Here is a 16,240-nt window from a genome sequence, read left to right on the forward strand (position 1 = left end):
CGCTCCGGAGACTGCCTAGCGGTCAAAAGCTGATATTGCGTTGAGGCCCGTCAGCAAAGGTTAATGGCCGAGCGCCAGCGCGATCAGGCCGAGCGTGCCGACGATGACCCGCCACCAGGCGAACACCACAAAGCCGTGGCGGGTGACGTATTCCAGAAAACTCTTCACCACGATGATCGCGGTGATGAACGACACCACGAAACCGATCGCGACGATGCCGATATGGTCCATCGTCATCTCGGCGCGGCTCTTGTAGAAATCGTAGGCGAAGGCGCCGATCATGGTGGGGATGGCGAGGAAGAACGAGAACTCCGCCGCCGCCCGCTTGTCCGCGCCCAGGAACATCGCCGCGACAATGCTGGCGCCAGAGCGCGACACGCCCGGGATCATCGCGATGCACTGCGCGATGCCGATATAGAGATACGTCAGCAGCGGAAACTTGGTGGCATCATGCTCGCGCGGCTTGAGATCGAGCTTGTCGACCCAGAGCAGGATGGCGCCGCCGACGATCAGCGTGAAGCACACGACCCATGGATTGAACAGCACGCTCTTGATGTATTTGCCGGCAATGAGGCCGACGACGACAGCCGGCAGGAACGCCACCAGCACGCCGATCACGAAACGGCGCGCATAGGCATCGCCCGTGAAGAAGCCGATCGCGACGTCCCACAGCTTCTTGAAATAGAGGCCGACGATCGCGAGGATCGCACCCAACTGGATCAGAACCGTAAACGAATCCCAGAACGCACCCTCGCCGAGGCCGAAGAAGCGCTCGGCCAGCAGGAGGTGGCCGGTCGAGGACACGGGAAGGAACTCGGTCACACCCTCGATGATGCCAAGGATCACTGCCCGTATTGTATCTGACATATTTACGGTCCATTTCCGCTGGAAAAGCGGGGCTCTTCTCGCCTATTCGCCCCTCGCTCGCAATCGCAAAATGCGCTATCGCGCCTTTGCCTCGCTGATTTGAAGGACTAGTGTGGCGCCGCACAAACATTGATGGATTCTTAAGCACCATCAAATAGTCAAAGGCTTCATGTTTACGCTGTTTCATCATCCGTTCTGCCCGCATTCGCGCTTCATCCGCCTGATCGCGGGCGAATACGGGCTCGAACTGAAGCTCGTCGAGGAGCGCAGCTGGGAACGGCGCGAGGCATTCCTGCTGCTCAACGCGGCCGGCACGACGCCTGTGATGGTGGACGACGAGCAGCCGCCGATCCCGGGCGCGGCCATCATCGCCGAGTATCTCGATGAGGCCTATGGCGCCGAGATGGGACCCAAGCGTCTGATGCCGGAGACGATCGCCGAGCGCGTCGAGGTGCGCCGGCTGATGGCCTGGTTCAACGAGAAGTTCTTCGAGGAAGTCTCGCACCCGCTCGTCACCGAGCGCATCTACAAGCGCTTCATGAGCGAGGACAATGGCGGCGGCCCACCGTCGGCCGACGTGATGCGCGCCGCCAAGGCCAATGTGCGCTATCATCTGGCCTATATCGGCTGGCTGGCGCAGACGCGCAACTTCCTCGCCGGCGACCGGCTCACTTACGCGGATCTCGCCGCCGCGGCGCATCTCTCGGCGATCGACTATCTGGGCGACGTGCCATGGAGCGAGGACGACGCAGCAAAGGCGTGGTACGCGCGGGTGAAATCCCGCCCGTCGTTCCGCCCGCTGCTCAGCGAATGGCTGGCCGGCGTGCCGGCGTCGCGGACCTACGTGGACCTGGATTTCTGACCAATGATCCGACTGAACTGAAGGCTCAGTTGACGCGCGAGGCGCGCGCGCTCGGCTTCGACTGTATCGGGATCACCGAGCCAGGCACGATCGAGCAGGCCGGTGCGCATTTCCTCGAATTCATCGCCTCCGGCGGCCATGGCGACATGGACTGGCTCGCCGCGCAGCCGGAGCGGCGCGTCGATCCGCGCGGATTGTGGCCCGACGTGCGCAGCGTGATCATGCTCGGCGTCAATTACGGCCCCGACCAGGATCCGCTCGCGATCCTGAAACAACGCACGCGCGCGGCGATCTCGGTCTATGCGCAGGGCGACGACTATCACGACCTCATCAAGAAGCGCCTGAAGGCGCTGGCACGCTGGCTGGTCGCGGCCGCGACTCGTGAAGTGAAGACTTGCGACGTGAAAGTGTTCGTCGATACCGCCGCGGTGATGGAGAAGCCGCTGGCGCAAGCCGCGCATCTGGGCTGGCAGGGCAAGCACACCAATCTCGTCTCGCGCGAGTTCGGCTCGTGGCTGTTCCTCGGCGCGATCTACACCACGCTCGACTTGCCGCGCGATTCCGCCGAAATCGATCATTGCGGATCATGCCAGGCCTGCCTCGACATCTGCCCCACCTCGGCATTTCCCGCACCCTACAAGCTCGATGCGCGACGCTGCATTTCGTACCTGACCATCGAGAACAAGGGGCCGATCCCGCAGGAGTTTCGCAAGGCCATCGGCAACCGCATCTATGGCTGCGACGATTGCCTCGCCGCCTGCCCCTGGAACAAGTTCGCGCAGGAGGGACGCGAAGCAAAGCTTGCCGCGCGCGATGAATTGCGCGCGCCCGGTCTTGCGGAGCTTTCACGGCTCGACGACGCGGCGTTCCGCGCGCTGTTCACGAAGTCACCGGTGAAGCGGATTGGTCGCGATCGCTTCTTGCGGAATGTGGGGATCGCGATTGGCAACTCGGGTGATGTTGCGTTGGCCGAGGAGGCGCGGCGCTTGCTCGGCGATGCGAGCCCGCTGGTGCGTGGCGCCGCGGTGTGGGCGCTGTCTCAGTTGCTGGGGCGGGATGAGGTCGTGGCGATGAAGAACGTTGCGGTGGGCTTGGAGTCCGACGAGAGCGTGCGTGAGGAGTGGCACTCTGCAACCTGACCCACCGCAGTCATTCCCCGCGTAGGCGGGGAATCCAGTACGCCGCGGCCTCTCGGCTCAATCACTGCTGCCTCGGAGTACTGGATCGCCCGGTCCCGGCTCCGCCAAGGCTACGCCGAGGCTTACACCAACGCTCGGCTCGCCGAAGCTTCAGCGAAGGCGGCAAGCCGGGCGATGACAGCGGAGCATGAGGACGGAGCATCTTGATTTCCCCACCGCTTCCTTCAATCTCGCGCGCCATGACAACCAACATGCCCTTTTTCACCCGCGACGGCGACACATTCCATCCGACGGAAGTGGCCAACGGCCCGTGGGACCCGAAATCGCTGCACGGGCGGGTCATCGTCGGCCTGCTCGGCTTTGCCATCGAGGAGCGCCATTCCGGTCCCGAATTCGTGCCGGCACGGCTCACTGTCGACATGTTTCGGCTGCCAACCATCGACAAGCCGATCAACGTGACGACGTCGCTGGTGCGCGATGGCCTGCGCATCCGCGTGGTGGAAGCCGAGTTCGTCTCCGGCGGCGTCAGCATGGCGCGCGCCTCGTGCCAGCTGTTGCGGCGGACGCAGAATCCCGAGGGCAATGTCTGGTCGCCGCCGAACTGGGACGTGCCGAGGCCATCAGACATTCCAAAGCCGACCGACCCCAGGCTCGGCATGAACGGCAAATGGATGACGCGACCCATTGTCGGCCATATGGGCTCGCTCGGGCCGCGCCGGCTGTGGATGAGCGAGGTGCGCGAGCTGGTTGCGGGCGTGCCGATGACGCCGTTCGTGCATGTTGCCGTCGGCGCGGATTTCGCAAGTCCGTTTGCCAATGCCGGCGACCAGGGGCTCGGCTACATCAACAGCGACGTGACGATCTATCTGCACCGCCTGCCGGTGACGAACTGGATCGGTTTCGAGGTGGTGAACCACCATGCGACCGACGGCGTGGCGATCGGCGAATGCTGGCTCTACGACGAGCAAGGCCCGATCGGCACCGCGACTGTGGCGGCGCTGGCGCAGCGCAAGCCGATGGCCAATCCATCGAAGCGGTAGTTGCTCGCTGTCATTCCGGAGCGCGCGAAGCACGAGCCCGGAATGACAGCTAGGCGAGATGCCGCTTCATCTCCGGCCGCGCCTTCAACTCCGCACCCTGCTTGCCGACGATCTTCGCAATTCTTTCCGGCGCAAACTTCAGATCGACAAACGCGGGCGCGGTGTTGGCGACCTCGTGGTAGCACGCGATCTTGCCGTCACGCAGCTTCATGATCGCGACGCCCTCAAACATCGCCCGCGCACCGTTCGCTTCCGGGAGCGTCGATTTGTAGCTGAAAGTGTAGCGCGCATAGAGCGTGGCGCCGTCAGAGACGGGATCGTGCATGTCCCAGCGGAAATCCGTCGCCGTGCGATAGAACCAGTCGTCGATCATGGCGGCGATTTTTTCGCGCCCTTCGAACGCGCCATAGAACACGTCGTGATAGATGCCGTCCTCGGTGAAGAGGTCGGCGAAGGCACGACCGTTGCGCTGTTCGACCGCGTCGCAGAAGGCGCGCAGCATGGCGGTGGTGGTCATTGGCGCTTCTCCCGGTGTTTATTGTTGTGCCCTCTCCCCTTGCGGGAGAGGGCAGCTCCGCTCGTCGATACGCATCCACTCGGGTGAGGGGTATGTTTCCGCGACTCCAACTCTCGCTGGAATGCGCGGAAACAACCCCTCATCCGGCGCGCCACCTTCTCCCACAAGGGGAGAAGGAAGAAAGACAACTTCATCCGATCTCCGCCACGGCGGCAAGAATGCGCGCGATGTCTTGAGGGCGGGAGAGGCGGTGATCGCCGTCCTGGATCAGGGTGAGCACGACATCGTCGGCCGGCAGGCGATGCGTCAGCGCGAAGGCGTGCTGCCACGGCACATCGGGATCCCGCGCGCCTTGCAGGATGCGGACGGGACAGCCGAGATCGATGGCGCTGCCGAGCACGAGGTGGTTGCGTCCCTCCTCGATCAGCTTGCGCGTGATCGGATAGGGCGTGCCGTCGCCATATTCGGATGGTCTGAGCCAAAAGCCCTTGGTCTCGATCTCTCGCTTCACCTCGGGCGAAAAGTTCTTCCACATCAGCTCTTCCGTGAAGTCGGGCGCCGGCGCGATCAGCACGAGGCCCGCCAGCGAGGCCTTGCCGGAACGCTTCTTGATCTCGCGCGCGAGCAGCAGCGCCATCCAGCCGCCCATGGAGGAGCCGATCAGGATTTGCGGACCGGTGCAGAAGCGCTCGAACACGGCGACGCTGTCCTCGAGCCAGCTGCCGATGGTTCCCTGCGCGAAATCGCCGCTGGATTCGCCATGACCGGAATAGTCGAACCTCACGGCGGCGCGGCCATGCTCGCCGGCCCAGCCATCCAGCGCCACCGCCTTGCCGCCCTGCATGTCCGATTTGAAGCCGCCGAGCCAGACGACGCCCGGCCCCTGACCAGACGCTTGCCCGGCGCGATGGCGCACCGCGATCCGGCGCGCCGACGAACCCTCGCCAACATTGATGAAATCGAGCGCGGCATCGGGAATTGCTGAAATCATGGAACGTTTACTCTTGTTGTACGGTTTGAGGCCCTGAGGCGCCGGCAACCCTATCTTGGCATTGTCCCTTTGGGACGCTTGCGGAACAGAGGCAAGGTGTCTATGTCGAGCACCGTGCCGACGGGCGTGACCAAAATGCCTCGCATTTGAGGGTTTTTCGCTCTCGCACGGGCGACTTGCTTGCCGGCATCAGCATCTTCCTACAAAATAGCCGCTTCCTTTCACAACTTTGGAGAACCACCCATTCGCCGTCCCAATAGAGCCCCGGCCCCAGCCGCCAAAGACGGGCCGCGCATCAATGATGATATTCGCAATGCGCAGATCCAGCTGATCGATCAGACCGGTGACAACAAAGGCACGGTCGAGACGATGCTTGCCATCAAGATGGCCCAGGAAGCCGGCATGGATCTCGTCGAGATTTCGCCGAATACCAGCCCTCCCGTCTGCAAGATCATGGACTACGGGAAGTATAAGTATTCCGCCCAGAAGAAAGCCGCCGAAGCCCGCAAGCGGCAGAAGACCGTCGAGATCAAGGAGATCAAGCTCCGCCCGATGATCGACGATCACGATTACGACGTGAAGATGCGCGCGATGCTGCGGTTCTTCGAAGAGGGCGACAAGGTCAAGATCACCCTGCGCTATCGCGGCCGCGAAATGGCGCACCAGGAGATCGGCACCAAGCTGCTGGACAAGATCAAGACCGACGTCGCCGAGCTCGCCAAGGTCGAGCAGGACGCGCGTTTCGAAGGCCGTCAGGTCGTCATGGTGCTGGCGCCGCGCTGAGGCCGGCCCCGTCGCCGCCGAAATTTCAACGGCCCGTCCGGATTTCCGGCGGGCCGTTTTGTTTTCAGCTCCTGGTCGCCTGCCAGGTCCCGCTGCACTGGTCGCCCGAGATGATGCCCTTCCACGAGCCAGCCCCGGCTGCGCCGGCGAGCCGTCCGCCGCCGCTGGCGTGGGAGGCGCCGACCGACACCTGGACCGCGACGGCGCCGCCGCGATTGACGGTACCGGAGACCCGGCCGCCGCCGGCGGACGACACCCGGTTGCCCGTGACGGTGAAGGGCACGCTGTAGCCCGAGCTGCAGGCGCCGCGGGTGGTGGCGAAGGTGACATTCCAGACGCCGTCATAACCGCCCATACGGGCATCGGCGCTCGATGGGACAGCGGCCGCGGCGAGCACGGCGAACAGTGCAAGGTGACGCGGGCGGGTGAAACCAGACAAAATCGATTGGGAAAAATGGGCCATTTTGGTCCTGCTCCGGGCGATGCGGCTTGGACATGAGGGTATCAACCCCGAATAGTCGGCGGCCAGGTTTCACCGGTTCATCGTTGCCAATTCGCCCGTTGTCTGTCATAAGCCCGGCCTTCATCGCCCGGCTGATTTAGGGCTGCCGTGGCGGTGTTTCGTGCGGGTTTTGCGCTTGTTCGCTAAAACCTGAGCACAATCAACGCTCTAACGAGCATTTTTGACGGCCAGGCCGCCTTCGCGGGCGGATTTCGCTGGCCATTAGGAGAGCCAAATGCCCAAGCTGAAGACCAAATCGGGCGCTAAAAAGCGCTTCAAGGTGACTGCCACCGGTAAAGTGATGTTCGCCCATCGTGGCAAGCGTCACGGCATGATCAAGCGGACGAAGAAGCAGATCCGTCAGCTCCGCGGCACCAGCGTGCTGTTCAAGACCGACGGCGACAACGTCAAGAAGTACTTCTTGCCGAACGCCTGATCGCGTCCAAGGACGTCGAAGATCATTGCCATCTCCGCCGCGGCTTTCGCGGCGATCCGAAAACAAAGTCATCTCTGAAGGATATTCGTCATGTCTCGCGTCAAACGCGGTGTGACCGCCCACGCCAAGCACAAGAAAGTCTACAAGGCCGCCAAGGGCTTCTACGGCCGCCGCAAGAACACCATCCGCGCCGCCAAGCCGGCCGTGGAGAAGGCCCAGCAATACGCCTTCCGCGACCGCAAGCGTAAGAAGCGCACCTTCCGCGCGCTGTGGATCCAGCGTCTCAACGCGGCGGTCCGTCCGTTCGGCCTGACCTACAGCCGATTTATCGACGGTCTCGCCAAGTCGGGCATCACCGTGGACCGCAAGGTGCTGTCGGATCTCGCGATCCACGAGCCCGCGTCGTTCCAGCTGATTGCCGAGAAGGCCAAAGCTGCGCTAGCCGCCTAAAAGGCCGCTCTCGCGGCCTGATCGGGCCAGTGCTAGCGGGCCTTCTGGCCCGCAGCCTTCAGCGCGCGCTCGGAGTATCGCTGGGCGACCTCCGCCCGGCAGAATGCCGTGAACGAGAGATACATGGTGCCGGACTTGTTCCGGTACTTGATGTCGCATGCGTGCATCTCGCGCTTGTAGGCCCGTGTCTGCGCGGCACTGAGGCCGGGCTTGAAGTCCGCCTCGCATTTCTTTTCGACGGCGGCCCCGAGCTGGACATCGCCGCTCGCGGTCAGTTCGCAATCCCTGAAGACCTTCATCGCGCTTTCGCAGCCCTTCTGCGCGCTGATGGCGCCCACGACCTCGTCCAGCGTCATGGATGTGTCCATGCAGACCATGGCACGCACAGGCGTGGCGGCGACCGACAGGACGATGGCCAGGACGGCAAGAGAAGCAGCAGGGCGGCATTTCGAAAGCATCGCAAAGGTCTCCTCGTATCCAGTCTTGGTGCCCGGCCCCCGCGCGAGGTTCAACCCAGCCGCTCGAGAAGCCGAAATGACCGGCTTTTTGCTTGACGTTACGCCCTTCGGGCGGCGACAACCCAGCCGAATTTAGAGCCAAGGATTTGACAGTGTCCGACCTCGCAACGCTCGAAACTTCCATCCTCGACCAGATCGCCGCCGCCGGTGACGAAGCCGCGCTCGAAGCCGTGCGCGTCGCCTCCCTCGGCAAGAAGGGTTCGATCTCGGCGCTGCTCGCCACGCTCGGCAAGATGTCGCCCGACGAGCGCAAGACGCAAGGCGCCGCGATCAACCAGGCCAAGGACAAGATCACCGAAGCGCTCGCCGCACGGCGCGACGTGTTGAAGTCGGCGGCACTCGACGCGCGGCTCGCGTCCGAGACGGTCGACGTCACGCTGCCGTTGCGCGATGCTGCGACTGATGCCGGCCGCATCCATCCGCTGAGCCAGGTCTGGGACGAGTTGACCACGATCTTCGCCGACATGGGTTTCTCGGTCGCCGAAGGCCCTGACATCGAGACCGACGACTACAACTTCACCAAGCTGAATTTCCCGGAAGGCCATCCGGCGCGCGAGATGCACGACACGTTCTTCTTCCATCCGAAGGAGGACGGCTCGCGCATGCTGCTGCGGACCCACACCTCGCCGGTGCAGGTGCGCACCATGCTGAGCCAGAAGCCGCCGATCCGCGTGATCTGCCCGGGCCGCACCTATCGCATCGATTCTGATGCGACCCACACGCCGCAATTCCACCAGGTCGAAGGCCTCGTCATCGACAAGCATTCGCATCTCGGTCACCTCAAATGGATCCTGCACGAGTTCTGCAAGGCGTTCTTCGAGGTCGACCACATCAACATGCGTTTCCGCCCGTCGTTCTTCCCGTTCACCGAACCGTCGCTGGAAGTCGATATCCAGTGCCGCCGTGACAAGGGCGAGATCCGCTTCGGCGAGGGCGAGGACTGGCTCGAGATTCTCGGCTGCGGCATGGTGCACCCGAACGTGCTGCGCGCCTGCGGCATCGATCCCGATGAGTACCAGGGCTTTGCCTGGGGCATGGGCATCGACCGCATCGCCATGCTGAAATACGGCATCGCCGATCTGCGCCAACTGTTCGACAGCGACGTCCGCTGGCTGAGCCATTACGGCTTCAAGCCGCTCGAAGTGCCGACGCTCGCGGGAGGGCTGAGCTCGTGACGCTCGCTTTCGAACATACGGTGACTCTCTTTGTTCCCTCCGCGGAAAGAGCCCTCTCCCTGACCCTCCCCCGCAAGCGGGGGAGGGGACGGATAGAGTGTGCGCGTCGCGGCTATCTCATGGATACGTATTCTCCGGCCGCACGACAGGTCGAACTCCCTCCCCCGCCAGCGGGGGAGGGTTGGGGAGAGGGTGTTTCCTCGATGGGGTTGCCAATGGTCGATCCAGATCATCCGGACTGGAAAGTGCCGGCCAAGCTGCGGGCCAATGCGCGCGCGCTCAGACGGGACTCGACCGACGCAGAACGTATTCTCTGGTCAGAACTCCGCGCCGGCCGATTGAATGGGACGAGCTTCCGCCGCCAGGTGCCCATCGAGCGCTACGTCGCGGACTTCATCTGCCACGCGGCCAAGCTCGTCATCGAGCTCGATGGCGGCCAACACTTCTCTGATGCAGGCGAGCGCGCGGACGCGCGCCGCTCGGCCGCGATCGAAGCGAAGGGCTTCAAGGTACTTCGCTTCAGCAATCTCGACGTCATGACCAACCGTGCCGGCGTTCTCGAAACAATCGCGACTACCATCGCGGAGAGAGCCCCCACCCCAGCCCTCCCCCGCAGGCGGGAGAGGGAGCAGACCGTCTCCGTGGAGAAAAAGCAGCCATGAAATTCACCCTCTCCTGGCTGAAGGATCATCTCGAGACCGACGAGCCGCTGGAAAAGCTTGCCGACAAGCTCACCATGATCGGGCTCGAGGTCGAGAACATCGAGGACAAGGCGAAGGCGCTGAAGCCGTTCACCATTGCGAAGGTGATCTCGGCCGAGCAGCACCCCAATGCCGACCGCCTGCGTGTCTGCATGGTCGACACCGGCGACGGTGGCGCGCCGGTGCAGGTGGTGTGCGGGGCGCCGAATGCGCGCGCCGGGCTCGTCAGCGTGTTCTCGCCGCCCGGAACCTACATTCCCGGCAAGGACATCACATTGGGCGTCGGCACCATCAGAGGCGTCGAGAGCCGCGGCATGCTGTGCTCGGCGGCCGAATTGCAGATCTCCAACGACCATGACGGCATCATGGAATTGCCGGCGGATGCGCCCATCGGCGCTGGCTACGCCGAATGGGCCGCGCTCGGCGATCCCGTGGTCGAGATCAATCTGACCCCGAACCGGCAGGACTGCACCGGCGTGCACGGCATCGCGCGCGATCTCGCCGCCGCCGACATGGGCAAGTTCAGGGATCCCGGCATCAAGCCGATCAAGGGCGAATTCCCCTGCCCCGTGAAGGTGACCGTCGAGGACGCCAAGCTGTGCCCGGGCTTTGCACTGCGCCTCGTGCGCGGCGTCAAGAACGGCCCGTCGCCGGAATGGCTGCAGAAGCGGTTGACGGCGATCGGTCTGCGTCCGATCAACGCGCTGGTCGACATCACCAACTTCATGACGTACGACCGCGCGCGCCCGCTGCACGTGTTCGACGCCAAGAAAGTGAAGGGCAATCTCGTGGTGCGCCACGCTCGCGCGGGCGAGACGCTGCTCGCGCTCGACGGCCGCACCTACAACCTCGATCCCTCGATCTGCGTCATCGCCGACGAGCACGGGGTCGAATCGCTCGCCGGCATCATGGGCGGCGAGGCCTCGGGCTGCGACGAGAACACCACCGACGTGCTGATCGAATCGGCGCTGTGGAACGAGATCAACATCGCCCAGACCGGCCGCAAGCTCAGCATCAATTCCGATGCGCGCTACCGCTTCGAGCGCGGCGTCGATCCGGCTTTCATGGTCCCCGGCCTCGAGCTCGCCACCAAGCTGGTGATGGAGCTGTGCGGCGGCACGCCGTCCGAGAACGTCGTGGTCGGCAAGGCTTTCGGCGATGACCGCATCATCGATTTCCCCGTCACCGAGGTGAAGCGGCTTTCCGGCATCGAGGTGCCGATGCCGGAGATGAAGCGCATCCTGACCCATCTCGGCTTCATGATGGCGGGCCCCGGCCCGGTCGTGAAGGTCGCGGTGCCCTCATGGCGCTCCGACGTGCATGGCAAGGCCGACATCGTCGAGGAAGTCGTCCGCATCTACGGCGTCGACAAGGTGCCGATGACGCCGTTCGAGCGCGGTGAGGATGCGCGCAAATCGGTGTTGACGCCGCTGCAGCTGCGCACCCGCCGCGCGCGTCGCGCGCTGGCGAGCCGTGGCATGACCGAAGCAGTGACGTGGTCGTTCATCACGAAGGCCGCGGCACAATTGTTCGGCGGCGGCCAGCGCGAGCTCGAAGTCGCCAACCCAATCGCCGTAGATCTCTCCGACATGCGGCCGAGCCTGCTGCCGGGTCTGGTCGCGGCTGCGCAGGCCAATGCCGATCGCGGCTATGGCGACGTCGTGCTGTTCGAGGTCGGCCAGGTCTTCAGAGGCGATCGTCCGCAGGATCAGTTCATGGCGGCGAGCGGCGTGCGCCGCGGCCTTGCGTCATCGGAAGGGCTGGGACGGCACTGGTCGGGCTCTGATCAGGCCGATGTGTTCGACGCCAAGGCCGATGCGCTCGCGGTGCTGGCGGCGGCCGGCGCACCGATACAGGCACTGCAGATCGTCGCCGGTGGTCCCGCCTGGCTGCATCCGGGCCGCTCCGGCACGATCCAGATCGGGCCGCAGAACGTGCTCGGATATTTCGGGGAGATGCACCCCCGCGCGCTGGAAGCGCTCGGCGCCGACGGCCCGCTGGTCGTGTTCGAAGTGATCCTCGACCGCATTCCGGAAGCCAAGAAGAAGCCGACCCGCGCCAAGCCCCTGATCGAGCTCTCGGCCTTCCAGCCTGTGTCGCGCGACTTCGCTTTCATCGTCGACCGCAACGTGAAGGCCGGCGACATCGTCCGCGCCGCCCAAGGCGTCGACAAGAAGCTGATCACCGGCGTGGTCGTGTTCGACGTCTATGAGGGCAAGGGCATCGACGACGGCAAGAAGTCTGTCGGCATCGCGGTGACGATCCAGCCGCGCGAGAAGACTCTGACCGACCAGGAGATCGAGGCCGTGGCCGCGAAGATCGTGGCGGAGGTCACGAAGAAGACCGGCGGCACACTGAGGGCGTGATGCCCTGGAACGACAGGGCATGAGTATCACCGACTTCCTTCCCAAGGACGTCAGCCTCACCATCGCGATGGCGCTCTGCGCCATCGCTTTCGTTTCGGGCACTGCGCGCGGCTTCTCGGGTTTCGGCTCGGCGCTGATCTTCATGCCGCTCGCGAGCAGCGTCGCGGCCCCGCGGCTTGTGGCCGCGCTTCTCCTCGTCATCGACTTCGTTGCCGCCGCGCCGTTGCTGCCTGACGCCTGGCGGAAGGCGGATCGCAAGGCGACCGCCGTGATCGTGCTCGGCGCACTGGTCGGCGTCCCCCTCGGCACTTATTTTCTCAGCGTGCTCGAGCCCGTCACCACGCGCTGGATCATCTCCTGCTTCGTCGCCGCGCTGCTCCTTCTGCTGCTGTCAGGCTGGCGCTACCGCGGCAAGGACCACGCCTGGCTCTCGGTCGGTATCGGCGGCCTTTCCGGCTTTTGCAGCGGATTGGCGCAAACCGGCGGCCCGCCGATCGTCGGCTACTGGCTCGGTCGCCCCATCGCACCGATCGTCGCGCGCGCCAATATCCTGCTGTTCTTCGGCGCCTCGGATTTCTTCTCGATGGTCAGCTATGCCACATCAGGCCTGATCTCGCGCGAATCGCTGGCGCTGTCGCTGATCGTCGGCCCGGTCTACGCGATCGGCGTTGCGTTCGGTGCCTCGCTGTTCGGCCGCGCGAGTGAGGTGGTGTTTCGCAGGATCTGCTACGCGCTGATCGCGATCGCGGTGATCACAGGGCTGCCGGTACTGGACAGCGTGCTGCGCTAGCCGTCGTCCCGGCGAAGGCCGGGACCCGTAACCCCAGGGAGTGGTTGTGGGGACGAGCTGGTAACGCCGAATCTTCGCAGAACGATTGCTGCGGCGTATGGGTCCCGAATCTGCGCGCGCCTAAGGGCGCGCTTGTCCGGGACGACGGCAGGGGTCGTTGCGGCTTGATTGCTTCTGCCCTACCGCCGCGGCGCGCGGCGCTTCTTGGTCGATTGCGTCGGCACTTCGGCCGGCTCGTCTTTCAGCGCGCCGATCTTGCGGAGCGCGGCATCCGCGGCGCGCTCGCCGCTGTCCCAGGCGCCATCGACGGTGCCCCACAGCGTCTCATGCGTGGCTTCGCCGGCGAGGAACAGATTGCCGATCGGCTCGGTCAAGATCCTGCGCGAAAGCTGCCCGCCAGGCGAGGACGCCGACATCGCCCCCATGACATGGGGCGAAGCGTTCCAGCGCGTCGCGGCCGTCTTCTGCACGGCCGCCGCCGCCTCGCTGCCGAACAGCTTTGCGATCCACTCCTTCGCAAAGGCCGTCATGGCGCTCTCGCCCTGCGCCGAGAGATCGCGACCGAACGAGCCGCCGATGTCGATCGAGCATAGCGAGGATCCGCCGATATTGGCGTACATCAGCGCGGTGCGCGTCGAGTTGCTCTGCTCGATCAGGGTGTCGTCGCGCGACAGCCCGAGCGGATTGCCCGGCAATTGCACCACGATGTGATCGTAGCTGCCGAGCGTGAGTTTCGATGCCGCATCCAGCGTGCGCTTGGGGATATCAGGCGCGAATTTGATCGCACCCGACATCAGCACATTGGACGAAACCGTGATGATGGCGGCGCGCGCGGCGATCTTGCCGGCTTGCGTCTCCACGCTGACATCGCGATTGCTCCAGACAATCCGGCTGGCCGGCGTCGAAAGCACTGTCGGCACCTGCTCACCGAGCTTGGCGATCAGGGTGCCCAAGCCCTGGCGACAGGCGATCGGGGCATTGCGGTCCTGCGCGCGCGCCTTGTCGATCGCGGACAGCTCCTTCAGATCCTTGCCGGCAAAGCTCGCGCCGAGCACGAACTCCGTCGCGCCCGCCCAGTCGCCGAGATCCTTCGGCAGCACCGACGCGCATGACGTGTCGAGCTTGCCGCGCGCGGCCTCGTCGATGGCCCTGTTGGCGCGCACCAGCGCCGCCAGAAACTCCTCGGTCTCGCCCGCGCGCGCATTGCGGCGGCCGATGCGCATCTTCTGGCCCGACGGTGCCGGCGAGACATCAAGCCCGGCGCTGCGCGCGAGCCGGATCATCGGATTGGTGTCCGGATTATGCATCCAGCGCGCGCCGCGATCGAACGGCGCGTCGAAGGTGGAACTATCCGTGATGCAGCGTCCGCCAATCTGCGATGCCGCCTCCACCACCACGACCCTGCGATTGGCCGCCATGATGCGCCGCGCCGCAGCGATGCCGGCCGCGCCGGCGCCAATCACGACGATGTCGGCCTCGCGCGGCAGGGGCGCTGCCGCGGCCCGCAGGACCGGCGCGGACAAAAAGGCCGCCGACGCCGATAGGAAGCTGCGGCGCGTGATTGTCATGTCATGGTTTCCGGAGACTTGCGGCGAACGGGAACAGGCTGCGAACCTTGCCGCATCTGATGTTGCGCAGCAACCATCATGGTGAATCAATCGTGCTTGAACTCACAGAGCCATGAACCGAATTGCAACAGGTTTCGACCATGATACAGATGTAAAAAAAGACGGCCAGAAAGGCCCCCGGGGGAGTTCATGGGGACGGTCCTAGATTCAGTCGGAAAGGTGATAGCCGCGTACCTCTCGAAAGAGGTGCCGGGCTATGAGCCGTTCACACCCAGCGACCCCGAGCATCTGCGCGGCGTCATCCAGCCCGGCGACGTCATGCTGGTCGAGGGCAACAACCGGATCTCCGGCATCATCAAATATCTGACGCAGTCGACCTGGTCGCATGCCGCGCTCTATGTCGGCCCGGTCGAAGGTGCGGTCGAGCCCGACGGCGAGCCTCATGTGCTGATCGAGGCCAATATCGGCGAGGGCGTCACCTCCGCGCCGTTGTCGAAATATTTCCCCTATCATACCCGCCTCTGCCGTCCGGTCGGGCTGTCCTACGAGGACCGCAACACGGTCTGCCGTTACGCGATCAACCGCATCGGCTTCGGTTACGACACCAAGAACATCCTCGATCTGATGCGTTTCCTGTTCCCGCTGCCGGTGCCGCAGCGCTGGCGACGGCGCATGATCGCGCTCGGCTCGGGCGATCCGACCAAGATCATCTGCTCGGCGCTGATCGCGCAGGCGTTCGACGCCGTGCGCTATCCGATCCTGCCCAAGATCACCAAGGCCGGCAGCCGCGCCGCCCGCCGCGAGATCCTGCACATCCGCGATTCCTCGCTCTATATGCCCCGCGACTTCGACATCTCGCCCTATTTCGAAGTCGTCAAACCCACCATCGTGCACGGCTTCGACTACACAGCCCTGCACTGGGCCGACAAGCAAAAGCCGCTCGAGGAGGTAGCGGGCTCGTTCGGTGTGTTTCCAGAAACGGTCAGTGCGCCGCCGCTCGTTCCTGAAGCGGCTGACGAAGAAGCGCCGGCTTCGACTGAGCAAGTGAGCGAGCAGCATGTCTCGCTGCTGAAGAGAATCGCCGCGTATCGCCCGCGGCGGCGCAGGCTAGCTCGCGAAAGAGCGGCATAAACAACTGTCGTCCCGCCCCCCGTGCGCAATTGCGCACTAGGCCGGGACGACGCTGGAGATGTGGCCCAAGTTTGCCTTCGCCACCATCGTTACGCGCCCTACCGCTCCGCCCGCCCGATCACCGCCATCAGCTCTGCGATCTTCTCGCGCTGATCCGCTTTGTCGCCGCTCGCAATCGCGTGCTCGACGCAATGCGCGACGTGATCCTTCAGGACCTCTTCCTCGACCCGGCGCAGCGCGGCGCGCACCGCCGAGATCTGCGTCACGATGTCGATGCAGTAGCGGTCTTCCTCTACCATTTTCGACAGGCCGCGAACCTGGCCCTCGATCCGGCCGAGACGTTTTCCGACGGATGCCTTGATGTCCTTGCGCATGGCGTCTATATACCCCTACCGGGTATAGGT

At 64.3% G+C, this 16,240-nt stretch carries 18 protein-coding genes; 11 read left to right on the top strand and 7 right to left on the bottom strand.

The window, feature by feature from the left end:
• Positions 1–60: 60 nt before the first annotated feature.
• On the bottom strand, positions 61–867 hold the full coding sequence (locus XH91_RS00670) for an undecaprenyl-diphosphate phosphatase (RefSeq protein WP_128948805.1): 807 nt from the start codon (positions 865–867) through the stop codon (positions 61–63).
• Positions 868–1,036: 169 nt separating this feature from the next.
• Between XH91_RS00670 and XH91_RS00675 the strand changes: the two genes are divergently transcribed.
• The 3 genes from XH91_RS00675 (at position 1,037) to XH91_RS00690 (ending at position 3,908) form a co-directional block, all read left to right on the top strand.
• The gene (locus XH91_RS00675; protein ID WP_128948806.1) at positions 1,037–1,729 is read left to right on the top strand and encodes a glutathione S-transferase family protein; all 693 of its coding nucleotides are present in this window, start codon (positions 1,037–1,039) and stop codon (positions 1,727–1,729) included.
• Entirely contained in the window at positions 1,678–2,868 is a 1,191-nt protein-coding gene (gene queG / locus XH91_RS00680) for a tRNA epoxyqueuosine(34) reductase QueG (protein WP_128948807.1), read from the top strand. Before XH91_RS00675 ends, queG begins: the two co-directional genes overlap by 52 nt.
• A gap of 251 nt (positions 2,869–3,119) precedes the next feature.
• The gene (locus XH91_RS00690; protein ID WP_206733471.1) at positions 3,120–3,908 is read left to right on the top strand and encodes an acyl-CoA thioesterase domain-containing protein; all 789 of its coding nucleotides are present in this window, start codon (positions 3,120–3,122) and stop codon (positions 3,906–3,908) included.
• A gap of 49 nt (positions 3,909–3,957) precedes the next feature.
• Here XH91_RS00690 and XH91_RS00695 read toward each other — a convergent pair whose 3' ends face one another.
• Together XH91_RS00695 and XH91_RS00700 are read right to left on the bottom strand one after the other, a co-directional pair.
• Complete coding sequence (locus XH91_RS00695; RefSeq protein WP_128948810.1) at positions 3,958–4,425, bottom strand: nuclear transport factor 2 family protein; 468 nt, start codon at positions 4,423–4,425, stop codon at positions 3,958–3,960.
• Between the two features lie 190 nt (positions 4,426–4,615).
• Positions 4,616–5,416 carry an alpha/beta hydrolase gene (locus XH91_RS00700; RefSeq protein ID WP_128948811.1) on the bottom strand — a complete coding sequence of 267 codons (801 nt, stop codon included), beginning with the start codon at positions 5,414–5,416 and terminating at the stop codon, positions 4,616–4,618.
• 243 nt (positions 5,417–5,659) lie between these two features.
• On the opposite strand from XH91_RS00700, the gene infC reads away from it, so the two are divergent.
• On the top strand, positions 5,660–6,199 hold the full coding sequence (infC, locus tag XH91_RS00705; protein WP_128954669.1) for a translation initiation factor IF-3: 540 nt from the start codon (positions 5,660–5,662) through the stop codon (positions 6,197–6,199).
• A 64-nt stretch (positions 6,200–6,263) separates the two neighbouring features.
• On the opposite strand, the gene XH91_RS00710 is transcribed toward infC, so the two are convergent.
• Positions 6,264–6,662, bottom strand: a complete 399-nt coding sequence (locus XH91_RS00710) for a hypothetical protein (RefSeq protein WP_128948812.1) — start codon at positions 6,660–6,662, stop codon at positions 6,264–6,266.
• Between the two features lie 274 nt (positions 6,663–6,936).
• On the opposite strand from XH91_RS00710, the gene rpmI reads away from it, so the two are divergent.
• Entirely contained in the window at positions 6,937–7,137 is a 201-nt protein-coding gene (gene rpmI, locus XH91_RS00715; RefSeq protein ID WP_027535561.1) for a 50S ribosomal protein L35, read from the top strand.
• Between the two features lie 90 nt (positions 7,138–7,227).
• On the top strand, positions 7,228–7,587 hold the full coding sequence (rplT, locus tag XH91_RS00720) for a 50S ribosomal protein L20 (protein WP_092239381.1): 360 nt from the start codon (positions 7,228–7,230) through the stop codon (positions 7,585–7,587).
• A gap of 32 nt (positions 7,588–7,619) precedes the next feature.
• Here the strand turns inward: rplT and XH91_RS00725 are convergent, their stop codons facing one another.
• Entirely contained in the window at positions 7,620–8,045 is a 426-nt protein-coding gene (locus XH91_RS00725) for a hypothetical protein (protein WP_128948813.1), read from the bottom strand.
• Positions 8,046–8,197: 152 nt separating this feature from the next.
• Here XH91_RS00725 and pheS point away from each other — a divergent pair, with 152 nt between their 5' ends.
• From pheS to XH91_RS00745, 4 genes are all read left to right on the top strand, one after another.
• Entirely contained in the window at positions 8,198–9,280 is a 1,083-nt protein-coding gene (pheS, locus tag XH91_RS00730; protein ID WP_128948814.1) for a phenylalanine--tRNA ligase subunit alpha, read from the top strand.
• Between the two features lie 215 nt (positions 9,281–9,495).
• Positions 9,496–9,942 carry an endonuclease domain-containing protein gene (locus tag XH91_RS00735; RefSeq protein ID WP_206733472.1) on the top strand — a complete coding sequence of 149 codons (447 nt, stop codon included), beginning with the start codon at positions 9,496–9,498 and terminating at the stop codon, positions 9,940–9,942.
• Positions 9,939–12,347 carry a phenylalanine--tRNA ligase subunit beta gene (gene pheT / locus XH91_RS00740; RefSeq protein ID WP_128948815.1) on the top strand — a complete coding sequence of 803 codons (2,409 nt, stop codon included), beginning with the start codon at positions 9,939–9,941 and terminating at the stop codon, positions 12,345–12,347. Before XH91_RS00735 ends, pheT begins: the two co-directional genes overlap by 4 nt.
• Before the next feature lie 19 nt (positions 12,348–12,366).
• Positions 12,367–13,137 (top strand): sulfite exporter TauE/SafE family protein, encoded by a 771-nt coding sequence (locus tag XH91_RS00745; RefSeq protein WP_128948816.1) that lies wholly within the window; start codon positions 12,367–12,369, stop codon positions 13,135–13,137.
• A gap of 179 nt (positions 13,138–13,316) precedes the next feature.
• On the opposite strand, the gene XH91_RS00750 is transcribed toward XH91_RS00745, so the two are convergent.
• On the bottom strand, positions 13,317–14,705 hold the full coding sequence (locus XH91_RS00750) for a flavin monoamine oxidase family protein (protein ID WP_128948817.1): 1,389 nt from the start codon (positions 14,703–14,705) through the stop codon (positions 13,317–13,319).
• 189 nt (positions 14,706–14,894) lie between these two features.
• Between XH91_RS00750 and XH91_RS00755 the strand changes: the two genes are divergently transcribed.
• Entirely contained in the window at positions 14,895–15,836 is a 942-nt protein-coding gene (locus XH91_RS00755; RefSeq protein ID WP_128948818.1) for a YiiX/YebB-like N1pC/P60 family cysteine hydrolase, read from the top strand.
• A gap of 98 nt (positions 15,837–15,934) precedes the next feature.
• Here XH91_RS00755 and XH91_RS00760 read toward each other — a convergent pair whose 3' ends face one another.
• Positions 15,935–16,210 (bottom strand): metal-sensitive transcriptional regulator, encoded by a 276-nt coding sequence (locus tag XH91_RS00760; RefSeq protein ID WP_007598521.1) that lies wholly within the window; start codon positions 16,208–16,210, stop codon positions 15,935–15,937.
• Between the last annotated feature and the right edge of the window lie 30 nt (positions 16,211–16,240).

Source organism: Bradyrhizobium guangzhouense, from assembly GCF_004114955.1.
GTDB lineage: Bacteria > Pseudomonadota > Alphaproteobacteria > Rhizobiales > Xanthobacteraceae > Bradyrhizobium > Bradyrhizobium guangzhouense.